This is a genomic window from Microbacterium sp. JC 701 (assembly GCF_021026215.1).
GTDB classification, from domain to species: Bacteria; Actinomycetota; Actinomycetes; order Actinomycetales; family Microbacteriaceae; genus Microbacterium; species Microbacterium algihabitans.
The window spans coordinates 1,045,385-1,066,133 of the sequence record NZ_JAJNCV010000001.1 but is presented as its reverse complement, the minus strand read 5'-3'; the positions used below and the strand labels follow the sequence as shown (position 1 = coordinate 1,066,133).

Annotated in this window: 18 protein-coding genes and 1 riboswitch; of the genes, 13 read left to right on the top strand and 5 right to left on the bottom strand. The window is 71.4% G+C overall.

Annotated elements, in window-relative coordinates; genetic code table 11:
- The first annotated feature begins 56 nt into the window (after window positions 1-56).
- From LPW41_RS05125 to LPW41_RS05115, 3 genes are all read left to right on the top strand, one after another.
- A complete protein-coding gene (locus LPW41_RS05125; RefSeq protein ID WP_230704271.1) occupies window positions 57-1,709 on the top strand; it encodes a thiamine pyrophosphate-binding protein in 1,653 nt (550 codons plus the stop codon).
- Complete coding sequence (locus LPW41_RS05120; RefSeq protein WP_230704270.1) at window positions 1,706-3,169, top strand: FAD-binding oxidoreductase; 1,464 nt, start codon at window positions 1,706-1,708, stop codon at window positions 3,167-3,169. Before LPW41_RS05125 ends, LPW41_RS05120 begins: the two co-directional genes overlap by 4 nt.
- Window positions 3,170-3,355: 186 nt before the next feature.
- Complete coding sequence (locus LPW41_RS05115; RefSeq protein ID WP_154096082.1) at window positions 3,356-3,856, top strand: hypothetical protein; 501 nt, start codon at window positions 3,356-3,358, stop codon at window positions 3,854-3,856.
- Between the two features lie 74 nt (window positions 3,857-3,930).
- Here the strand turns inward: LPW41_RS05115 and LPW41_RS05110 are convergent, their stop codons facing one another.
- The gene (locus LPW41_RS05110; RefSeq protein WP_230704269.1) at window positions 3,931-5,313 is read right to left on the bottom strand and encodes an MFS transporter; all 1,383 of its coding nucleotides are present in this window, start codon (window positions 5,311-5,313) and stop codon (window positions 3,931-3,933) included.
- Between the two features lie 118 nt (window positions 5,314-5,431).
- Here LPW41_RS05110 and LPW41_RS05105 point away from each other — a divergent pair, with 118 nt between their 5' ends.
- The 6 genes from LPW41_RS05105 (at window position 5,432) to LPW41_RS05080 (ending at window position 12,214) form a co-directional block, all read left to right on the top strand.
- On the top strand, window positions 5,432-6,895 hold the full coding sequence (locus tag LPW41_RS05105; protein WP_230704268.1) for a fumarylacetoacetate hydrolase family protein: 1,464 nt from the start codon (window positions 5,432-5,434) through the stop codon (window positions 6,893-6,895).
- A complete protein-coding gene (locus LPW41_RS05100; protein WP_144829105.1) occupies window positions 6,895-7,623 on the top strand; it encodes a GntR family transcriptional regulator in 729 nt (242 codons plus the stop codon). The genes LPW41_RS05105 and LPW41_RS05100 overlap by 1 nt, the downstream gene beginning before the upstream one ends.
- Window positions 7,624-7,727: 104 nt before the next feature.
- Window positions 7,728-9,242: a 5-carboxymethyl-2-hydroxymuconate semialdehyde dehydrogenase gene (gene hpaE, locus LPW41_RS05095; RefSeq protein WP_230704267.1), complete on the top strand. Its 1,515-nt coding sequence runs from the start codon at window positions 7,728-7,730 to the stop codon at window positions 9,240-9,242.
- Window position 9,243: 1 nt separating this feature from the next.
- A complete protein-coding gene (gene hpaD, locus LPW41_RS05090; RefSeq protein ID WP_144829111.1) occupies window positions 9,244-10,392 on the top strand; it encodes a 3,4-dihydroxyphenylacetate 2,3-dioxygenase in 1,149 nt (382 codons plus the stop codon).
- A 251-nt stretch (window positions 10,393-10,643) separates the two neighbouring features.
- The gene (locus LPW41_RS05085) at window positions 10,644-11,429 is read left to right on the top strand and encodes a fumarylacetoacetate hydrolase family protein (protein ID WP_230704266.1); all 786 of its coding nucleotides are present in this window, start codon (window positions 10,644-10,646) and stop codon (window positions 11,427-11,429) included.
- Entirely contained in the window at window positions 11,414-12,214 is an 801-nt protein-coding gene (locus LPW41_RS05080) for an HpcH/HpaI aldolase/citrate lyase family protein (RefSeq protein ID WP_230704265.1), read from the top strand. Before LPW41_RS05085 ends, LPW41_RS05080 begins: the two co-directional genes overlap by 16 nt.
- Here the strand turns inward: LPW41_RS05080 and LPW41_RS05075 are convergent.
- Window positions 12,208-13,047 carry a helix-turn-helix transcriptional regulator gene (locus LPW41_RS05075; protein WP_260856205.1) on the bottom strand — a complete coding sequence of 280 codons (840 nt, stop codon included), beginning with the start codon at window positions 13,045-13,047 and terminating at the stop codon, window positions 12,208-12,210. The genes LPW41_RS05080 and LPW41_RS05075 overlap by 7 nt on opposite strands.
- A gap of 102 nt (window positions 13,048-13,149) precedes the next feature.
- Here LPW41_RS05075 and hxlB point away from each other — a divergent pair, with 102 nt between their 5' ends.
- Together hxlB and hxlA are read left to right on the top strand one after the other, a co-directional pair.
- Complete coding sequence (gene hxlB, locus LPW41_RS05070) at window positions 13,150-13,722, top strand: 6-phospho-3-hexuloisomerase (RefSeq protein WP_230704264.1); 573 nt, start codon at window positions 13,150-13,152, stop codon at window positions 13,720-13,722.
- A gap of 29 nt (window positions 13,723-13,751) precedes the next feature.
- Entirely contained in the window at window positions 13,752-14,375 is a 624-nt protein-coding gene (gene hxlA, locus LPW41_RS05065; protein WP_144829126.1) for a 3-hexulose-6-phosphate synthase, read from the top strand.
- Window positions 14,376-14,445: 70 nt separating this feature from the next.
- Here hxlA and LPW41_RS05060 read toward each other — a convergent pair whose 3' ends face one another.
- From LPW41_RS05060 to glyA, 3 genes are all read right to left on the bottom strand, one after another.
- The gene (locus LPW41_RS05060) at window positions 14,446-14,928 is read right to left on the bottom strand and encodes a cytochrome C5 (RefSeq protein WP_154096086.1); all 483 of its coding nucleotides are present in this window, start codon (window positions 14,926-14,928) and stop codon (window positions 14,446-14,448) included.
- A 90-nt stretch (window positions 14,929-15,018) separates the two neighbouring features.
- Window positions 15,019-15,903, bottom strand: a complete 885-nt coding sequence (locus LPW41_RS05055; protein ID WP_230704263.1) for a bifunctional methylenetetrahydrofolate dehydrogenase/methenyltetrahydrofolate cyclohydrolase — start codon at window positions 15,901-15,903, stop codon at window positions 15,019-15,021.
- Window positions 15,904-16,001: 98 nt separating this feature from the next.
- Window positions 16,002-17,276 carry a serine hydroxymethyltransferase gene (gene glyA / locus LPW41_RS05050; protein WP_230704262.1) on the bottom strand — a complete coding sequence of 425 codons (1,275 nt, stop codon included), beginning with the start codon at window positions 17,274-17,276 and terminating at the stop codon, window positions 16,002-16,004.
- Between the two features lie 57 nt (window positions 17,277-17,333).
- Window positions 17,334-17,419, bottom strand: a riboswitch (ZMP/ZTP riboswitch).
- A 1,516-nt stretch (window positions 17,420-18,935) separates the two neighbouring features.
- On the opposite strand from glyA, the gene LPW41_RS05045 reads away from it, so the two are divergent.
- Window positions 18,936-19,322 carry a YrdB family protein gene (locus LPW41_RS05045; RefSeq protein ID WP_186325400.1) on the top strand — a complete coding sequence of 129 codons (387 nt, stop codon included), beginning with the start codon at window positions 18,936-18,938 and terminating at the stop codon, window positions 19,320-19,322.
- Window positions 19,319-20,725: an FAD-binding oxidoreductase gene (locus LPW41_RS05040; RefSeq protein WP_230704261.1), complete on the top strand. Its 1,407-nt coding sequence runs from the start codon at window positions 19,319-19,321 to the stop codon at window positions 20,723-20,725. Before LPW41_RS05045 ends, LPW41_RS05040 begins: the two co-directional genes overlap by 4 nt.
- Window positions 20,726-20,749: the final 24 nt, after the last annotated feature.

The window sequence follows — 20,749 nt, the reverse complement described above, 5'->3', positions numbered from 1 at the left end:
ACCCGCGCGAGACACATACGGCTCATTCCCGTTCCTGTTTCGCGAAAGGCTCTCGCATGCCCATCGTCTCCGCGCACGTCGCCCACACCCTCGGCCGCCACCTCGACCACGTCTTCGGCGTAATGGGCAACGGCAACGCGTACTTCCTCGACGCCCTGCACCGGCACACCGACGCCGTCTTCACCGCGATGCGGCACGAGGCCGGCGGGGTCGTCGCCGCCGATGCGCACTATCGTGCGTCGGGCCGCATCGCCGCCGCCACCGCCACCTACGGCGCCGGTTTCACGAACACGCTCACCGCGCTCGCCGAGTCGGCGCAGGCACGCATCCCCCTGCTTCTCGTGGTCGGCGACGAGCCCACCTCGGGCCCGCGTCCGTGGGGCGTCGACCAGGTCGCCCTCGCCTCGGCGGTCGGCGTGCGCACCTATACCGTCGGCGATCGCGATGCCTCGGCCACCGTGCTCATCGCGCTCGAGCACGCGCTGACGTACCGCGTGCCCGTGGTGCTGGCCATCCCCTATGACGTTGTCACGCGCGAGGCCGGAGAGCTGACGGATGCCGGGACCGTGACGGTCCCCGCTCCCCTGGCCCCGCAGGGTCCCGCGGCGAGCGCCGCGCTCGACCGCATCGCCGACGCCCTCGCCGCAGCCGACCGTCCGTTCCTGCTGGCGGGTCGCGGAGCCTGGCTCGCCGACGCCGGCCCCGCGCTCGGGCGCCTGGCCGAGACGACCGGGGCGATCACGGCATCCACCGCCCTCGGCCGCGGGATCTTCCCCGACACCGCCCACGACCTGGGCGTCACGGGCGGCTTCGGCGCCGCGGGCGCGATGGAGCTCGTGCGCGAGGCCGACGTCGCCGTCGTCTTCGGCGCGGGTCTCAACCAGTTCACGATGCGTTTCGGCGAGCTCTTCGCCCCGGGCACGCAGGTCTTCCAGGTCGACGTGGCGACCACCGCGACCCACGCCCAGGTGGGTGGGTTCGTGCGGGCGGATGCCGCGGTGGCGGCCGACGAGATCGCGAACCGCCTGCGCTCTCGCGGGGCGGTGTCGTCGGGCTGGCGCGACCGCGTCGACGTCGCGCCGCTGCGCGAGCAGGAGGCCGGCGACGGACTCGCTCCGGACGGCCGCCTCGACCCCCGCTCCGCCGCCGCGCGGATCGGCGAGCTGCTGCCCGAGGATCGCGTGGTCGTCTCGGACGGCGGGCATTTCCTCGGCTGGTCGAACATGTACTGGCCCGTCGCCTCGCCCGACCGCGTGATGATGGTCGGCACCGCGTACCAGTCGATCGGCCTCGGCTTCCCCTCGGTCGCGGGGGCCATCGCCGCCCGCCCCGACTCCACCGTGGTGCTCACCACCGGCGACGGCGGCGGACTCATGGCGATCGCCGATCTCGAGAGCGCCGTGCGCACGGCCGCCGGCCACGGCATCGCGGTGGTGTGGAACGACGCCGCCTACGGCGCCGAGATCAACCTGTACGGACTGAAGGGCCTCGCCCGCGAGCCGATGCTCATCCCCGAGGTCGACTTCGCCGCCGTGGCACGCGGCTTCGGCGCCGAGGGAGTGGTGGTGCGCGAGGTCGCCGACCTCGAGGCGCTGGCGGAATGGACCCGCCGCGACCCCGCCGAGCGGCCCTTCCTGCTGCTCGACCTGCGCATCAGCGGCACCGTGATCGCCCCGTACCAGCGCGAGATCATCAAGGTGAACTCGTGAGTCTCGGCGGCGCGGCCGGGCCGGGCGCCGCGCCCGGGGCCGGCGCGGTACGGGACGCGGCAGCCGTCGCGGTGCCGCGCGCAGGGACGGACGCGACAGCGGACGCCGCGCCCGCCGACGCCCTCGCCGAGCTCCGCGCAGCGCTCGGCGACCGCCTCCTCGACGATCCCGCGAGCCTCGCCGCCTCCGCCGTCGACAGCTCGCGCGCACAGCCCGAGGGTCTGCCGATCGCCGTGGTGCGGGCGACCTCGACCGGAGACGTGTCGACGGCTCTCGCGTGGGCGCACGCCCGCGGCATCCGGGTCTCCGTCCGCGGAGCGGGCACCGGACTCTCGGGCGGGGCCGTGGCCTACGCCGGCGGCCTGGTGGTCTCGCTCGAGGCGATGAATCGCATCGTCGACATCGACGTCGCCAACCGTCTCGCCGACGTCGAGGCCGGGGTGATCACAGCGGATCTCGATGCCGCCGCCCTCGCGCACGGCCTGTTCTTCCCGCCCGACCCGGCGAGCGCGCAGTGGTCGACGATCGGCGGCAACATCGCCACGAACGCCGGCGGCCTGCGCTGCGTCGCGCACGGCGTGACCACCGACGTCGTGGCGGCCCTCGAGGTCGTGCTCGCCGACGGCCGCGTCATGCGCACCGGCGCACGCACGCGCAAGAACACCACCGGCTACGACCTCACCAGCCTGTTCACCGGGTCGGAGGGGACGCTCGGCGTCATCACCGCGGCGACCGTGCGCCTCAAGCCCGTGCCACCCGGGCAGCCCCGCACCTTCCGCGCGAGCTTCGACGACATCGAAGACGCCGGTCGCGCGGTCACCGCGATCGTGTCGGGCCCGGCCGCCCCCGAGGTGCTCGAGCTGATCGATGCGCGCAGCGTCGAGATCATCGAGGCCTTCCATCCGAGCGGCCTGCCCTCCCCCGGCGCGGCGATGCTGGTCGGGCAGACCGTCGGGCTCGCCGCCCTCGACACCGCCGAGGCGATCGTCGCGCTCTGCCGCGCGCACGGCGCCGTCGAGACCGAGATCAGCGACTCCGACAGCCTGCTCGAGGCCCGTCGCCTGGCGAATCCCGCGCTCACCGCGCAGGGCCTGCGGGTGTCGTGCGATGTGGGCGTGCCCGTCGCGCAGCTGGCGACGGTGTTCCGCGGCATCGGCGAACTGGCCGAGCGCCACGGCCGCCGCATCGCCGTGGTCGCGCACGCGGGCGACGGCAACCTGCACCCGACGGTCGAGGCGGGCGAGAGCCCCGAGGAGTACGCCGCCGCCGAGCTCGTGATCGACGACATCACGCGCCTCGCCCTCTCGCTCGGCGGCACCATCTCGGGCGAGCACGGCATCGGCTCGGTCAAGCGTCACGAGCTCCCCTGGCAGCAGGATGCCGTGGCCCTCGACGCGCAGCGCGCGATCAAGGCCGCGCTGGATCCGCGCGGCATCCTGACGCCCGACCGCTCGATCTGAGGTCCGGCCCACGCCGGCCGGTCCATCGCGACTCGCTCACCCGCGCACGCAACTGTGCTGCGCGCGCACGATGGATGCCGGGCCCTGTCGCGCGCGGCGGCGCTCTTCGTACGCTCGCGTCATGCGTTCGATCCGGCAGCGACGACCCTCGACGCGGCCGTCGCGCGCGGGCGCCGAGGGCCGACGATGACGCTGGAGCTGGCGGCCCACGGAGCCGCCCTCGTCTGCTCGGGCGTCGCCTCGTGCTGCGCGCGCTCCGGTCGCGCCGACGAGCGTCGGGAGCGGATCGTCGCGTCGGTGCTGATGACCGCCGCGATGCTCGATGCCGCCGCTCTCCACCTCATCGCTCCGATCGCCTGGGCGGCCGTCCTCCTCGCCGCCGCGCTGGTCTCGAGCGCGTCGCGCCGGTGGCGTGCAGGGCGCGGCGAGCACGGCGTCTACACCCCCGCTGGCCTCGTGGTCATGGCCGCGCTGATCGCGTCGTCGACGCACGGCGACCCGTTCTCGACCGCCGCTGCGACGCACGCCCACGGCGGGCCGACCCTGGCCGGGATCTGCGCCGCTCTCGCCGTGGCGTACACCGCGGCATCCGCGCACCGGATGCGCAACGGGTCGCCCGCCGACCGCGCGCACCACGCCGCGATGGGTGGCTCGACGGCGCTGATGGCACTGGGAGCCCTGCTGTGAGCGCCGGCCGCACGCCGCGCAACGCCGAACGGCCCCACCGCGCCGGAGCGCGACAGGGCCGTCCGTCGACCGACTCAGACCTTCGACAGCCCGCGGATGGGACTGACTTCCTGCTCGGCCTCGTGGTCGGGGCCGAGGGGGATGCCGCTGCGGTCGCGCAGCAGCATCGTGGCGACGAGACCGAGCACGGCCATGATCGCGAGGTACACCGTGACCGACACGGTCGTTCCGGTCGCATCGACCAGGGCCGTCGCGATGGTCGGGGCGAACGCGCCGCCGAGGATGGCACCGAGCGCGTAGGCGATCGACACCCCCGAGAAGCGGATGGATGCCGGGAACAGCTCGGCGTACAGCGCGGCCTGCGGGCCGTAGGTCAGGCCGAGGCCGACCGTGAGCAGCATGAGACCGATGGTCAGCAGCACGATGCTGCCGGAGTTGACGAGCGGGAACAGGGCGACGATCGCCACGAGCATCGAGAGCCACCCGATGATGTAGGTGTTGCGGCGGCCGATCTTGTCGCCGAGCCATCCGCCGAGCCACGTGAAGATCAGCCAGGTGATGGCCGACAGGGTCACGGCGCCGAGCACGTCGGCGGTGGCGAGGCCCAGGGGGCCGTCGGGGTTGGTCGCGTAGCGCTGGATGTATCCGCCGGTCGTCATGTAGCCCACGGCGTTGTTGCCGGCGAACACGAACGCCGCGATGATCACGAGCAGCGCGTGCTTGCGGAACAGCTGCACGATCGGCATCCGGGTCTGCTCCTTGCGCTCGGCGAGCTCGACGAACACCGGGCTCTCCTCGACCTTCTTGCGCACGTAGTAGCCGACGAGGATCAGCACGAACGACAGCAGGAACGGCACGCGCCAGCCCCACGCGAAGAACGCGTCACCCGGGGCGATGACGGCCATCAGGCCGAGCATGCCGCTCGCGAGCAGCAGGCCGAGGGGCACGCCCAGCTGCGGCGAGGCGCCGAACAGGCTGCGCTTGGTCTTGGGGGCGTGCTCGACGGCCATGAGCACCGCGCCACCCCACTCGCCACCGGCCGAGATGCCCTGCAGCACGCGCAGCAGGATCAGCAGCACGGGAGCCGCGACGCCGATGACCTCGTAGGTCGGCAGCACGCCGATGAGCGTGGTCGAGGCGCCCATCATGATGAGCGTCAGCATGAGCACGACGCGGCGGCCGTACTTGTCGCCGAGGTGGCCGGCGAGGAAGGCGCCGAGCGGGCGGAACAAGAAGCTCAGACCCACCGTGAGGAACGACAGGATCTGCGCGATGCCGGGGCCGGCGGGCGCGAAAAACAGCTGGCCGAACACGAGGCCGGCGGCCGAGGCGTAGAGGAAGAAGTCGTACCACTCGACGGTGGTGCCGACAACGGTGGCGAAGACCACGCGGCGGCGGTCCTTCGGGGTGGAGATGGTGCCGGTGGGCGTGAAGCCCTGTGGCTGAGAGCGGGACATGGGGACTCCTTCGAGACGTCATCGTCAGGCCCCGGGACGTCGTCGTCGGCGACGAGGCGCGGTGTTGCTGGGGCGTTCGTCATCGTATACGATTTCGGATACGACGTAAGGGAGCCTCATGAACGACACCACCGACCCCCGGTTCACCGTCCTCGGCGGTCGCCCGGGCAAGATCGTGGCCGTCCACCTGTCGTACGGCTCGCGCGCCGATCAGCGCGGTCGTCGACCGGCCGCCCCGTCGTACTTCTTCAAGCCGTCGAGCTCGCTCGCGGCATCCGGGTCCGAGATCGTGCGCCCCGCGGGTACCGAGCTCCTCGCGTTCGAGGGCGAGATCGCGCTCGTCATCGGCGAGCCGGCTCGGTGGGTGACTCCGGATGCCGCGTGGTCGCACGTGGCATCCGTCACCGCCGCGAATGACTTCGGTCTCTACGACCTCCGCGCGAACGACAAGGGCTCGAACGTCCGCTCCAAGGGCGGCGACGGATACACCCCGCTCGGCCCCGCGCTCATCGACGCCCACGAGGTCGACCCCACCGCCCTGCGCCTGCGCACGTGGGTGAACGGCGACCTCGTGCAGGACGACTCCACCGCGGGCCTCATCTTCTCGCTCGCCCAGATCGTCGCCGACCTCTCGCAGCACTTCACCCTCGAGACCGGTGACGTGATCCTCACCGGCACCCCCGCCGGCTCGTCGGTGGTCGTCCCCGGCGACGTGGTGGAGGTGCAGGTGGATGCCGGCGCCCTCTCGACCGGCCGGCTCCGCACGACCGTGACCCAGGGCGCGCAGTCGTTCGATGCCGCGATCGGCTCGCTCCCCGCGGTCGACGACACCCAGCGCACCGAGGCGTGGGGCTCGGCCGAGGCGGCTGGCCTCAGCCCCGCGGCCCCCGCCCTCTCCCCCGCCCTGCGCGACAAGCTCTCGCGCGTGCCGGTCGCCGCCCTCAGCGGGCAGCTGCGCAAGCGCGGCCTCAACGACGTCACCATCGACGGCGTGCGCCCGCTCACCCCGGGCAGCCGCTTCGTCGGCACGGCGCGCACGCTGCGCTTCGTCCCCCACCGCGAAGACCTCTTCGCCTCGCACGGCGGCGGCCAGAACGCCCAGAAGCGCGCGTTCGACGCGGTCGGCGAGGGCGAGGTCATCGTCATCGAGGCCCGCGGCGAAACCGGTTCCGGCACGCTCGGCGACATCCTCGCGATCCGCGCGCACGCCCGGGGGGCTGCGGCCATCGTCACCGACGGCGGGGTCCGCGACGCTGAGGCCGTGGCCGCGGTGGGCATCCCCGTCTTCACCGCCGGGGCGCACCCGGCGGTCCTCGGCCGCCGCCACGTGCCGTGGGAGACCGACGTGGCCGTGGGCTGCGGCGGCACGACCGTCGAGCCCGGCGACATCCTCGTGGGCGACGGCGACGGCGTGATCGTCATCCCGCCCGGGATCGCCGAAGAGGTGGTCGACGCCGCCCTGGCGCAAGAGGCCGAAGACGCGTGGATCGCCGAGCAGGTGGCATCCGGTCACCCGATCGAGGGGCTGTTCCCGATGAACGCGGAATGGCGCGCGCGCTACGAGAGCGAGAGGAACGCATGATGGCCCTTCGACAAGCTCAGGGACCCCATCGACAGGCTCAGGGACCCGGCACCGAGCCCACCAAGAGCAAGTCGCAGCAGGCGTACCAGTGGATCAAGCAGCGCATCGCGTCGCAGGAGTTCACCCCCGGCTACCGCCTGGTGCTCGGCTCGATCGCCGGTGAGCTCGACATGAGCGTCGTGCCCGTGCGCGAGGCCATCCGCCAGCTCGAGGCCGAGGGTCTGGTGATGTTCGAGCGCAACGTCGGCGCGCGCGTGTCGATGGTCGACGACACGGCCTACCGCTTCAGCATGCAGGCGCTGAGCCTGCTCGAGGGGGCCGCCACCGCCCTGTCGGCCCGCGCGCTCACCGCCGACGACGTTCGTCGCGCCCGCCAGGTCAACGAGCTCATGGTCGAGACGCTCGAGCACTTCGACCCGCGCGCCTTCACCGCGCTCAACCAGGAGTTCCACGCGATCCTGTTCGAGAAGTGCGCCAATCCGCGCATGCTCGAGCTCGTGCAGGCCGAGTGGGCGCGCCTGGGGCACCTGCGCGATTCGACGTTCAGCTTCGTGCCGGGCCGCGCCGCGGAGTCGGTGCGCGAGCACGAGAACATCCTCGTGCTCATCGAGAACGGCGCTCCCCTGGCCGAGATCGAGAAGGTCTCGCGTCGCCACCGCTCGGCCACCCTCGACGCGTACATGATCCACGAGCACCCCGACCAGGTGCTCGGCCTTCCCGCTTTCTGACCTCGAAAGACAGTTCCGGATGCCATGACCTCGCGCCCCGACGACATCGCCGTCGCGGATCGCCTGCCACCCGGCATCCACCCCTCTTCACCGAAGGAGCACCCATGACCACCCCGCTCACCACCGCCCGCCGAATCCCCGCCGATCTGCCCGAGCGCATCCAGCACTACATCGGGGGCCGCTTCGTCGACTCGGTCGACGGCGACACCTTCGACGTTCTCGACCCGGTGACCAACCAGACCTACCTCACCGCCGCCGCGGGCAAGAAGGCCGACATCGACCTCGCCGTCGCCGCCGCGCGGAAGGCCTTCACCGAGGGACCCTGGCCCCGGATGCTGCCGCGCGAGCGCTCGCGTGTGCTGCACCGCATCGCCGACATCGTCGAATCGCGCGACGAGCGCCTCGCCGAGCTCGAGTCGTTCGACTCGGGCCTGCCGATCACGCAGGCGCTCGGTCAGGCGCGGCGCGCGGCCGAGAACTTCCGCTTCTTCGCCGACCTGATCGTGGCCCAGACCGACGACGCCTTCAAGGTGCCCGGTCGCCAGCTCAACTACGTCAACCGCAAGCCCATCGGCGTGGCCGGCCTCATCACGCCGTGGAACACCCCCTTCATGCTCGAGTCGTGGAAGCTCGGCCCCGCTCTCGCCACCGGCAACACCGTGGTGCTCAAGCCCGCCGAGTTCACGCCCCTGTCGGCGTCGCTGTGGGCCGGCATCTTCGAGGAGGCGGGCCTGCCCGAGGGCGTGTTCAACCTCGTCAACGGTCTCGGCGAAGACGCCGGCGACGCGCTCGTGAAGCACCCCGAGGTGCCGCTCATCTCGTTCACCGGCGAGAGCTCGACGGGTCAGCTGATCTTCGCCAACGCGGCGCCCTTCCTGAAGGGCCTCTCGATGGAGCTGGGCGGCAAGAGCCCGGCGATCGTGTTCGCCGACGCCGACCTCGACGCCGCGATCGACGCGACGATCTTCGGAGTCTTCTCGCTCAACGGCGAGCGCTGCACCGCGGGCAGCCGCATCCTCGTGCAGCGCGAGGTCTACGACGAGTTCGTCGAGCGCTACGCCGCTCAGGCCGACCGCGTGAAGGTCGGCTTCCCCGACGACCCCGACACCGAGGTGGGCGCTCTGGTGCACCCCGAGCACTACGCCAAGGTCATGTCGTACGTCGAGCTCGGCAAGGCCGAGGGGCGCCTGGTCGCCGGCGGCGGTCGCCCCGAGGGCTTCGACGAGGGCAACTTCGTGCGCCCCACCGTGTTCGCCGACGTCGCCCCCGACGCGCGCATCTTCCAGGAGGAGATCTTCGGCCCGGTCGTCGCGATCACCCCCTTCGACACCGACGACGAAGCCCTCGCCCTCGCGAACAACACGAAGTACGGCCTGGCCGCCTACGTGTGGACGAACGACCTCACGCGCGCGCACCTGTTCGCGCAGAACGTCGAGGCCGGCATGGTGTGGCTGAACTCCAACAACGTCCGCGACCTGCGCACCCCCTTCGGCGGAGTGAAGGCCTCGGGGCTCGGCCACGAGGGCGGATACCGCTCGATCGACTTCTACACCGACCAGCAGGCCGTGCACATCACGCTCGGCCCCGCCCACAACCCCACCTTCGGCAAGGGAGCCTGAGATGACAGACCGCAGCCAGATGACCCGCACCTCGTCGGGATTCTTCGTCTCGCAGGAGGCCCCCATCGAGGCCTCCAACCCCATCCCCACGCCCACCTCCCCCGCGCCCGACATCCTGCGCTGCGCGTACATGGAGCTCGTGGTCACCGACCTCGCGGCATCCCGTGTCTTCTACGTCGACATCCTGGGCCTGCACATCACCGAAGAGAACGACGAGGCGATCTACCTCCGCTCGACCGAGGAGTTCATCCACCACAACCTGGTGCTCCGCCAGGGCCCGGTCGCGGCCGTCGCCGCCTTCTCGTACCGCGTGCGGTCGGCCGACGACCTCGACAAGGCCGTCGCGTTCTACGAGGAGCTCGGCTGCGAGGTGCGCCGCGAGCCGAACGGGTTCACCAAGGGCATCGGCGACTCGGTGCGCGTGGTCGACCCCCTCGGCTTCCCGTACGAGTTCTTCTTCGACACCGAGCACCAGGAGCGCCTGTCGTGGCGCTACGACCTGTACTCCCCCGGCGAGCTCGTGCGCCTCGACCACTTCAACCAGATCACCCCCGACGTGCCCCGCGCGGTGAACTTCATGCAGTCGCTCGGCTTCCGCGTGACCGAAGACATCCAAGACGAAGAGGGCGTCGTCTACGCGGCCTGGATGCGCCGCAAGCCCACCGTGCACGACACCGCCATGACCGGCGGCGACGGACCCCGCATGCACCACGTGTGCTTCGCGACGCACGAGAAGCACAACATCCTCTCGATCTGCGACAAGCTCGGCGCGCTCCGCCGCTCGGATGCCATCGAGCGCGGCCCCGGCCGCCACGGCGTCTCGAACGCGTTCTACCTGTACCTGCGCGACCCCGACGGCCACCGCGTCGAGATCTACACGCAGGACTACTACACCGGCGACCCCGACAACCCGGTCGTCACGTGGGACGTGCACGACAACCAGCGCCGCGACTGGTGGGGCAACCCCGTCGTGCCGTCGTGGTACACCGAGGGCTCGCTCGTGCTCGACCTCGACGGTCAGCCTCAGCCCGTGCGCGCCCGCACCGACTCGAGCGAGATGGCCGTGACGATCGGTGCCGACGGCTTCAGCTATACCCGCGCGCCCGAAGAGGTCGGCGCTGGCGAGTTCAAGCTGGGCAACCAGCTGTAAGCCGCCGCCGCGCCCGCCCAGCCAGCGCCAGCGCCCGCCCACCCATGTCCCACTTATGGCTGGTTGGGCACCCCTCAACCAGCCGAATTCGGGACACGCTCCACCACAAATGGGACGCGCGCATAGCAGCAGGCCGTCCAGCCCACCCATGTCCCACTTTTGGCTGGTTGGGCACCCCCTCAACCAGCCAGAAGTGGGACACGCTTCACCAAAAGTGGGACGAGGTTCGTGAGACCGACCAAGGAGACCCCATGCTCACCGACGCACAGATCGACGCCATCGCGGCCGAGCTCGCCGAGGCCGACCGCGCGCACGCGGTGATCCCGCGGATCACGGCGAGGTATCCGGATGCCGTGGTCGAAGACTCCTACGCGATCCAGGGTCGCTGGCGCGATACGCAGATCGCCGCGGGGCGCACCCTCGTCGGGCGCAAGATCGGCCTGACGTCGAAGGCGATGCAACAGGCGACGGGCATCACCGAGCCCGACTACGGCGTGATGTTCGACGACACCGTGTACCGCTCGGGAGACGAGATCCCGGTCGCGCTGTTCTCGAACGTGCGCATCGAGGTCGAGCTGGCGTTCGTGCTGAAGACCCCGCTCGAGGGCCCCGACTGCACGCTCGACGACGCCCTCGCCGCGATCGACTACGCCGTGCCTGCTCTCGAGGTGCTCGACTCGCACATCGAGCTCGAGGGCCGCACGATCGTCGACACGATCAGCGACAACGCCGCCTACGGCGCGATGGTGCTCGGCGACGTGCACAAGCGCCCCGACGAGATCGACCTGCGCTGGGTTCCGGGCGTGCTGAGCCGCAACGGCGAGATCGAAGAGACCGGCGTCGCCGCGGGCGTGCTCGGCCACCCGGCGACGGGGGTGGCGTGGCTGGCGAACAAGTTCCACCAGCACGGCGCGCGCCTGGAGGCGGGCGAGATCATCCTGGCAGGATCGTTCACGCGCCCGATGTGGGTGTCGCAGGGCGACGACGTGCTGTGCGACTACGGACCGATGGGAACGATCTCGTGCCGCTTCGTCTGACCCCGACCTTCCGGGCCGCCCTCGCGGCATCCGACCGCCCCCTCGCGGGCATGTGGGTGTGCTCGGGCAACGCCACGATCACCGAGGTCGCCGCGGGCTCGGGCCTCGACTGGCTGCTGCTCGACCTGGAGCACTCCGCGACCTCGCTCGAGTCGGTCCTGACCCAGCTGCAGGTGGCGGCCGCCTATCCGGTCACCCCGGTCGTGCGGGTGCCGTGGAACGATCCCGTAACCATCAAGCGAGTGCTCGACCTGGGCGCGCAGAACCTCATCGTGCCGATGGTCTCGACCGCCGACGAGGCGCGGGCCGCGGTCGCCGCCACGCGGTACCCGCCGCAGGGCGTGCGCGGAGTCGGCAGCGCCCTCGCCCGCAGCGCCCGCTGGAACCGCGTCGAGGGCTACCTCGCCGAGGCCGCCGAGCTCGTCTCTCTCACGGTGCAGATCGAGACGACGACGGGCGTCGACAACGCCGCCGACATCGCCGCGGTCGAGGGAGTGGATGCCGTCTTCGTCGGCCCCAGCGACCTCTCGGCCTCGATGGGCCTGCTCGGCCAGCAGTCGCACCCCGACGTCGTGGCGGCGGTGCATCGCGTGTTCGCCGCGGCGAAGCATGCCGGTACTCCGGTCGGCGTGAACGCGTTCGATCCGGCGGTGGCCGAGGCCTACCTCGACGCCGGCGCCGATTTCGTCGCGGTCGGTGCCGACGTGGCTCTGCTCGCCCGCGCGTCCGAGGCGCTGGCGGCGCGGTTCGTCACCGGGCGCACGGCGCAGCGCGACAGCTACTGAGCGCGCGCCGTTCCGAGCGCCGCGAGCTCGGCCCGCGTCGAGACGCCGGCTTTGCGCAGCAGGTTCGACACGTGGAACTTCGCGGTGTTCTCGCTGATGCCGAGGCGTTCGGCGATCGCGCGGTTGCGTGAGCCCGCCACGACCAGGCTGAGCACCTCGCTCTCGCGCGGGCTGAGGTCGACCGCCTCGTCGAGGAAGTCGGGGCGCGGGGGCGGATCGAGCGGCAGCACGACCGACAGCTCCGACCCCCACCCGGGGGTCGAGGCGACGTCGAACGCGCCGTTGAGCGCGCTGACCCGCTCGACGATCGGCCCCAGCGAGTCGTCGTGAGCGGTGAGGGTGCCCGCTCCGTCGTCGCGGATGCCGATCAGCAGGTTCAGCCCGTCGCAGTCCCACTGGATGCGCACGCGGTGCGGAGTGCCCCGGTCGAGCAGGGCGAGCACGGCGCTGCGGACGATCGCCCGCGCCTCGTGCGCGACTTCGCCGGGCAGGGCGCGGCCGGTCGCCGGCGGCTCGACGAACTGCACATCGAGGTCGCCGTGACGGACGAGCGGGCGGAGGTCGGTGCGCAACCGGGCGAAGGCCCCGGTGACGGGTTCGAGCAGGGCGCTGCGCTGCTGATCGGTCGAGGTTCGCAGCACGACGAGGGCGGCGGCCGCCGTCTCCACGGCGAGGGCGCGCGCGGCCCGGTCGTCGAGGCGCGTGGACCGCAGGATCGCCAGCACCGATTCGAGCGTCACGGCGTGGCGGTCGGCCTGCTCGGCGACGATGCGTTCGTGCTCGATGACGAGGACGCGGGACGCGGGAGACGACAACTCGGCGGACGACTTCACCAGCCCAAACCTAGCCGACGGAGGCGAACCTACCCGATCGGGTAGGTCGACCCGTGCGGTCGACCGGCCACGCGCTCCGCTCCCCCGGCGAAGCATGGAGACATGATCTCCCCCGACGCCGGCATCGCGGCATCCCTCACCCGCATCTCGGGCGAGCTGACCTCGGTCGTCGACAGCCTCGCCACCGGCGACAACGCGGACGACGTGCTCGAGGTGCTGGGCGGCGCCGACCGCGTGTTCGTCCTCGGCGCCGGGCGCTCGGGCCTCGCGTTGCAGATGACCGCGATGCGCCTCATGCACCTCGGCCTCGCCGTGCACGTCGTCGGTGAGACGACCGCCCCCGCGATCCGCGCTGGCGACGTGCTCCTCACCGCCAGCGGCTCGGGGACGACGACCGGCATCGTCCGCGCCGTCGAGACGGCCACCGAGGTCGGCGCCCGCGTCGTGGCGATCACCACCGCGCCCGACTCGCCCCTCGGGGGGGCGGCGGACGCCCTCGTCGTGGTGCCCGCCGCGACGAAGCTCGATCGCTCGGGAACGGCATCCACCCAATACGCCGGCGGCCTGTTCGAGCAGGCCGTCGTTCTCATCGGCGACGCGATCTTCGACGCGCTCTGGCAGCGCTCGGGCCTCTCGGCCGACGACTTGTGGCCCCGCCACGCGAATCTCGAATGACCCTCCACCCCGACAGTCAGGACCCCCGAATGAAGCTGCAGTTCGCCATGGACACCCTCACCACCGAGGCCGCCCTCGACCTCGCCGCCGCCGCGGCCCCGCACGTCGACATCCTCGAGCTCGGCACCCCGCTCATCAAGAGCGAGGGCCTCTCGGCCATCACCGCCATCAAGAAGGCCCACCCCGACAAGATCGTCTTCGCCGATCTGAAGACGATGGATGCCGGCGAGCTCGAGGCCGACATCGCCTTCGGCGCCGGAGCCGACCTCGTGACGGTGCTCGGCAGCGCCGGAGACAGCACGATCGTCGGAGCCGTCACCGCCGCCAAGAAGCACGGCAAGGGCGTCGTCGTCGACCTCATCGGGGTCGCCGACAAGCCGGCCCGTGCCAAGGAGGTCATCGCCCTCGGCGCCGAGTTCGTCGAGATGCACGCCGGCCTTGACGAGCAGGCCGAAGAGGGCTTCACCTTCGCCACGCTGCTGCGTGACGGAGAAGCCTCGGGCGTGCCGTTCTCGGTCGCCGGAGGTGTCAACGCATCGAGCATCGCCGACGTGCAGAAGGCGGGCGCCCAGGTCGCCGTCGCCGGCAGCGCCATCTACAGCGCCCCCGATGTGGGCGCCGCCGCCGCCGAGCTGCGCGCCGCGATCATCTGAGCGCCGACCGCATCCCGAGAACGACGAAGGGCCGGACGATCACTCGTCCGGCCCTTCGCGGTGTCGAGGGTCAGTCCTCGTCTTCGTCGTCTTCGTCGTCGTCGCCGACGATCTCGATGTCTTCGACCTCGAGCTCGGGCGTCAGCTGCACGTGCACGAGAGCGTCGGGGAACGAGGTCTGACCGGCGAAGACCACGATGATCGCGTCGGCGAACACGCCCACGCCGATCGCCTCGAGGTCGGTGCGCAGGTCGACGTCGGCATCGAGCTCGTCGTCGTCGAGGGCGTCTTCGATGTCGCTCGCGACCTCTTCGACGATCGCGCGCCAGCGCTCTTCGCCGACCGAGAGCACGTCCTTGAGGTTGCTCATGATCGCGTCGAGGTCGGGGGCGTCTTCTTCCTCGATCTCGGGGTCGAGGTCGACCTCCACCTCGACGCCGGCGGCGTCCAGGTGTCCCGACCCGATGACGCTGTCTTCGTCGATCTGGGCGTCGTCGAGCAGGCCGCTCTCGGTGACGCGGCGGAGGAGGTCGTTCAGCACGGACTCAGTCATGCATCAACGATCCCACGTCCGGCTCCCTGTGGGGAACACCTTGCGCGCGCCGCGAAGGCTGTTCAGCCCGTGCTTGCGCGCGGTTCACCCTCAGGCGGATGCCGCCCGCTCGGCCGCCTCGACGACGTTGGTCATCAGCAGGGCCACGGTCATCGGTCCGACCCCGCCGGGGTTGGGCGAGACGAAGCCCGCGACCTCGGCCACGTCGGGGTGCACGTCGCCGTGCACGCGCGACTTTCCGGTCTCGGGGTCGGTCTCGCGCGTGACGCCCACATCGAGCACCGCGGCGCCCGGCTTGACGTCGGCGGCCCGCACGATGTGCTTCACTCCCGCGGCGGCGACGATGACGTCGGCCTCGCGCAGGTGTTTCGCGAGGTCGGCGGTGCCGGTGTGGGTGAGGGTCACGGTGGCGTTGATCTCGCGACGGGTCAGCAGCAGCCCGATCGAGCGGCCGATCGTGACGCCGCGGCCGACGACGACGACCTCCTTGCCCTTCAGGTCGTAGTCGTTGCGCAGCAGCAGCTCGATGACGCCCCGCGGGGTGCACGGCAGCGGCGTGTGGATCGGCGCGTTGACGTTGAGTACGAGACGCCCGAGGTTCGTGGGGTGCAGTCCGTCGGCATCCTTCGCCGGATCGATCCGTTCGAGCACGCGATCGGTGTCGATGTGCTTCGGCAGCGGCAGCTGCACGATGTAGCCGTGGCATTCCGGGTCGGCGTTGAGGCGGTCGATGACGGCCTCGACCTCTTGCTGCGTGGCCTCGGCCGGAAGCTCGACCTGGATAGAGTTCATGCCGATCGCCTCGGACTGCTTGTGCTTCATGCCGACGTACAGCTGCGAGGCGGGATCGGCGCCCACGAGCACCGTCGCGATACCCGGGACCACGCCCTTCGCGCGCAGGGCCGCGACGCGCTCGGTGAGCTCCGCTTTGATCGCCGCCGACGCGGCCTTACCGTCGAGAATCGTCGCCGTCATGGCATCCCTCTTCCTGGGTGTCGATGGGGGCGGCCCGCCGTGTGCGCGACCGCCCGCCGAGACGGGGCCGCCGCAGCAGCCCCGCCCCGGCCCGGGGCTCACTGGTGCAGGTCGGGGTACAGCGGGAAAGCGTCGGCGAGGGTCGCGACGCGTGCGCGCAGGGCCTCGACGTCGGCGCCGGGGATCAGCGCGAGCGCGATGATGTCGGCCACCTCGGTGAACTCGGCGTCGCCGAAACCGCGGGTCGCGAGCGCCGGGGTGCCGATGCGCAGGCCCGAGGTCACCATCGGCGGACGCGGGTCGTTCGGCACCGCGTTGCGGTTGACCGTGATGTGGATGTCGTGCAGCAGGTCTTCGGCCTGCTTGCCGTCGATCTCCGCCTCGCGGAGGTCCACGAGCACGAGGTGCACGTCGGTGCCGCCCGAGCGCACGGCGATGCCGGCGTTCTTCACGTCGTCCTGGGTGAGGCGGTCGGCGAGGATCGACGCGCCCCGCAGGGTGCGCTCCTGGCGCTCCTTGAACTCCGGCGTCATCGCGAGCTTGAACGCCGTGGCCTTCGCGGCGATGACGTGCATGAGCGGGCCGCCCTGCTGGCCGGGGAAGACCGCGGTGTTGATCTTCTTGGCCAGGTCGGCGTCGTTGGTGAGGATGAGGCCCGAGCGCGGGCCACCGATCGTCTTGTGCACGGTCGTCGACACGACGTGCGCGTGCGGGATCGGCGAGGGGTGCACGCCCGCGGCGACGAGACCGGCGAAGTGCGCCATGTCGACCCACAGCAGGGCGCCCACCTCGTCGGCGATCGCGCGGAACGCCTCGAAGTCGAGCTGGCGGGGGTAGGCCGACCAGCCGGCGATGATGACCTTCGGCTTGTGCTCGAGGGCGAGGCGGCGCACCTCGTCCATGTCGATGATGCTGGTCTCGGGGTCGACGCCGTACGCGACGATGTCGTACAGACGGCCCGAGAAGTTGATCTTCATGCCGTGGGTCAGGTGACCGCCCTGGTCGAGGGCGAGGCCGAGCAGCGTGTCGCCGGGGCGGGCGATCGCGTGCAGCACCGCGGCGTTGGCCGAGGCGCCCGAGTGGGGCTGGACGTTGGCGAACTCGGCGCCGAACAGCTGCTTGGCGCGCTCGATGGCGAGCGACTCGGCGACGTCGACCTCTTCGCAGCCGCCGTAGTAGCGACGACCGGGGTAGCCCTCGGCGTACTTGTTCGTCAGCACCGAGCCCTGCGACTGCAGCACCGAGACGGGGACGAAGTTCTCCGACGCGATCATCTCGAGGAATCCGCGCTGACGGTTCAGCTCGCGGTCGAGGACCTCGGCGATCTCGGGGTCGACCTCCGAGAGAGGGGCGTTGAAGTACGGATCGGTCATGCGATCTCCTTGACGATGGTTCCGGATGCCGCGGACTCGGCGAGTCCGCGGAGATACCGCATCGACCCAGGCGTGCGGTCGAATACCGTCAAGCGGTCGCTCCCCGGTGGTGTCCCACCTCAACGCCAGTCGCGACGGTGCCACTGTAGCGCGTATCACGCGCGCGTCCTCGCGCGTCGCGGCATCCACCGTTCCTCCACAGGTTCCGCCCGATGCTGGGGTGGCTGAGCTCATCGGGAACACCGGGAGGGGTACGGGCCGGAGCAGAGGTGGCTGAGCCTGTCGAAGCCACCGGGGCCACCTAGGTGCTGTCCGGAGCAGAGGTGGCTGAGCCTGTCGAAGCCACCGGGCCTCCGCGGGTCCCGGGCCCTTCGACAAGCTCAGGGACCTGTGTACCGCCAGGTGGCTGAGCCTGTCGAAGCCACCGGGGCCACCGCGGGTCCCGGGCCTTTCGACAAGCTCAGGGACCTGCGTAACGCCAGGTGGCTGAGCCTGTCGAAGCCACCGGGGCCACCGCGGGTCCCGGGCCCTTCGACAAGCTCAGGGACCTGCGTAACGCGAGGTGGCTGAGCCTGTCGAAGCCACCGGGCATCCACGGGTCCCGGACCCTTCGACAAGCTCAGGGACCTGCGTAACGCCAGGTGACTGAGCCTGTCGAAGCCACCGGGCATCCACGGGTCCCGGACCCTTCGACAAGCTCAGGGACCTCTGCTGCGCGAGGTGGCTGAGCCTGTCGAAGCCACCGGGGCCTCTGCGGGTCCCCGGCCCTTCGACAAGCTCAGGGACCTGCGTAACGCCAGGTGGCTGAGCCTGTCGAAGCCCCCGGGACAACCGCGGGTCCCGGGCCCTTCGACAAGCTCAGGGACCTGCGTAACGCCAGGTGGCTGAGCCTGTCGAAGCCACCGGGCATCCACGGGTCCCGGGCCCTTCGACAAGCTCAGGGACCTCTGCTGCACGAGGTGGCTGAGCCTGTCGAAGCCACCGGGGCCACCGCGGGTCCCGGACCCTTCGACACGCTCAGGGACCTGCGTAACGCCAGGTGGCTGAGCCTGTCGAAGCCACCGGGCATCCACGGGTCCCGGGCCCTTCGACAAGCTCAGGGACCTGTGCGACGCGAGGTGGCTGAGCCTGTCGAAGCCACCGGGGCATCCGCGGGTCCCCGGCCCTTCGACAAGCTCAGGGACCTGCGCGACGCGAGGTGGCTGAGCCTGTCGAAGCCACCGGGGCCACCGCGGGTCCCCGGCCCTTCGACAAGCTCAGGGACCTGTGCAGCGCCAGGTGGCTGAGCCTGTCGAAGCCACCGGGACAACCGCGGGTCCCCGGCCCTTCGACAAGCTCAGGGACCTCGGCTGCGCGAGGTGGCTGAGCCTGTCGAAGCCACCGGGGCCACCGCGGGTCCCGGACCCTTCGACAAGCTCAGGGACCTGTGCCTCGCGAGGTGGCTGAGCCTGTCGAAGCCACCGGGGCCACCGCGGGTCCCGGACCCTTCGACAAGCTCAGGGACCTCGGCTGCGCGAGGTGGCTGAGCCTGTCGAAGCCACCGGGGCCACCGCGGGTCCCGGGCCCTTCGACAAGCTCAGGGACCTCGGCCGCGCCGCGAACGGCTCGACGGTGAGCGATCCCGGATGCCGTGCCCCGGCGCCCGCGTAAAATGCTGGGGTGACCGACACTCCGAACGTCCGCGCGCAGGCGCCTCTCGCTCCCGGCATGCGCCCGCGCCCGTCGGGGGTCGAGATCGGCAGCGTCATCTGCGGCCTCTTCGCCTTCATCACGCTCGCCATCTGGGGCTTCACCGCGTGGCCCTTCCCCTGGAGCATCGTCGCCGGCATCGGCGCCCCCGTCCTGGCGATCGCCGTGTGGGCGCTGTTCGTCTCACCGCGCGCCGTGCTGGCGGTGCACCCCTTCGTCCGCGCGATCGTCGAGCTCTTCGTCTACGCCGCCGCCACTGTGGCGTGGTGGAGCATGGGCCAGGCCCTCATCGGCCTCGTGTTCGCGATCGTCGCCGTCACGTTCGGCGCTCTGAACGGCAGACGGCGCCTGGCGTGATCGCCGACGAGACGGCTGACGACTCGCCGTCTCCGCGCGCGCCCGACCGGGCCCTCGCGTTGCTGCGCGCCGAGCTGGGTGCGCGCGTCGACACCTCTCCCGCGTCGCTCGACGCGGCCCGGGCCGACAAGTCGGGCCATGCGGCCGAGGGGCTCCCCCTGGCCGTGGTGCACGCGGCATCCGTCTCCGACGTGCAGGCGGTGATGCGCATCGCCACCGCCACGCGCACCCCCGTCGTGCCGCGCGGCGCGGGCACCGGCCTCGCGGGCGGCGCGAACACCGGCGGCGGAGAGATCAGCCTCTCGGTGCGCGGCATGGATCGCGTGCTCGAGGTACGCCCCGACGACCTGCTGGCCGTGGTCGAACCCGGCATCCTGAACGCCGACCTCAACGTGCAGCTCGAACCGCACGGCGTGTGGTGGGCACCCGATCCGGCCAGCCGCGCCATCTCCACCGTCGGCGGCAACATCGCCACCGGCGCCGGCGGCCTGTTGTGCGCGAAGTACGGCGTCGTGCGCGACGCGGTGCTCGGCGTCGACCTCGTGCTCGCCGACGGGCGGCTCCTGCACCTCGGCCATCGCAGCGTGAAGGGCGTCACGGGTCTCGACCTCACCTCGCTCGTCATCGGGTCGGAGGGCACGCTCGGTGTCGTCGTCGGCGCGACGCTCAAGCTCCGTCGCCTCATCGAGGGCGAGCGCGTCACTCTGACGGCCCTGTTCGAGGGTGTGCGGGCCGCCGCCGTCGCGTCGGCAGCGGTCACGGCATCCGGAATCCAGCCCGCGATCATGGAGTTGATGGATGCCACGAGCCTCGCGGCCGTGCATCGCCTGCTGTCTCTGCCGACCCCCGTTGCCGGTGCCGCTCAGCTGACCGTGCAGACCGACGGACCCGTGGCAGTCGACGAAGCTCGCGCGGTCGCCGAGGTGCTGCGTGCCGCCGGTGGAACGGTGACCGTCGCCGCCGATGCGGCCGAGGGCGAGGCACTGCTGGCCGTGCGACGGGCGATGCATCCCGCGATGGAGACCCTCGGCACGACCCTCATCGAAGACGTGTCGGTGCCGCGCAGCGCCCTGCCCGACATGTTCGACGAGATCGCGCGCATCGAGCGCGAGTTCGGCCTCGTCATCCCCGCGGTCGCCCACGCGGGCGACGGCAACCTGCACCCCAACTTCGTGTTCGAGGGGCCCGAGGTGCCGTCGATCGTGTGGGACGCCGCCGAAGAGCTCTTCCGCGCGGCGCTGGCGCTGGGCGGCACCCTCACCGGCGAGCACGGCATCGGTGTGCTCAAACGACGCTGGCTGGCCGACGAGCTGGGCGACGACCAGTGGACGCTGCAGCGCGACATCGCCCGGGTGTTCGACCCCCTCGGCATCCTGAACCCGGGAAAGGTGTTCGCGCCCTGACGTCGTGCGCGGCCGGAACGGCCG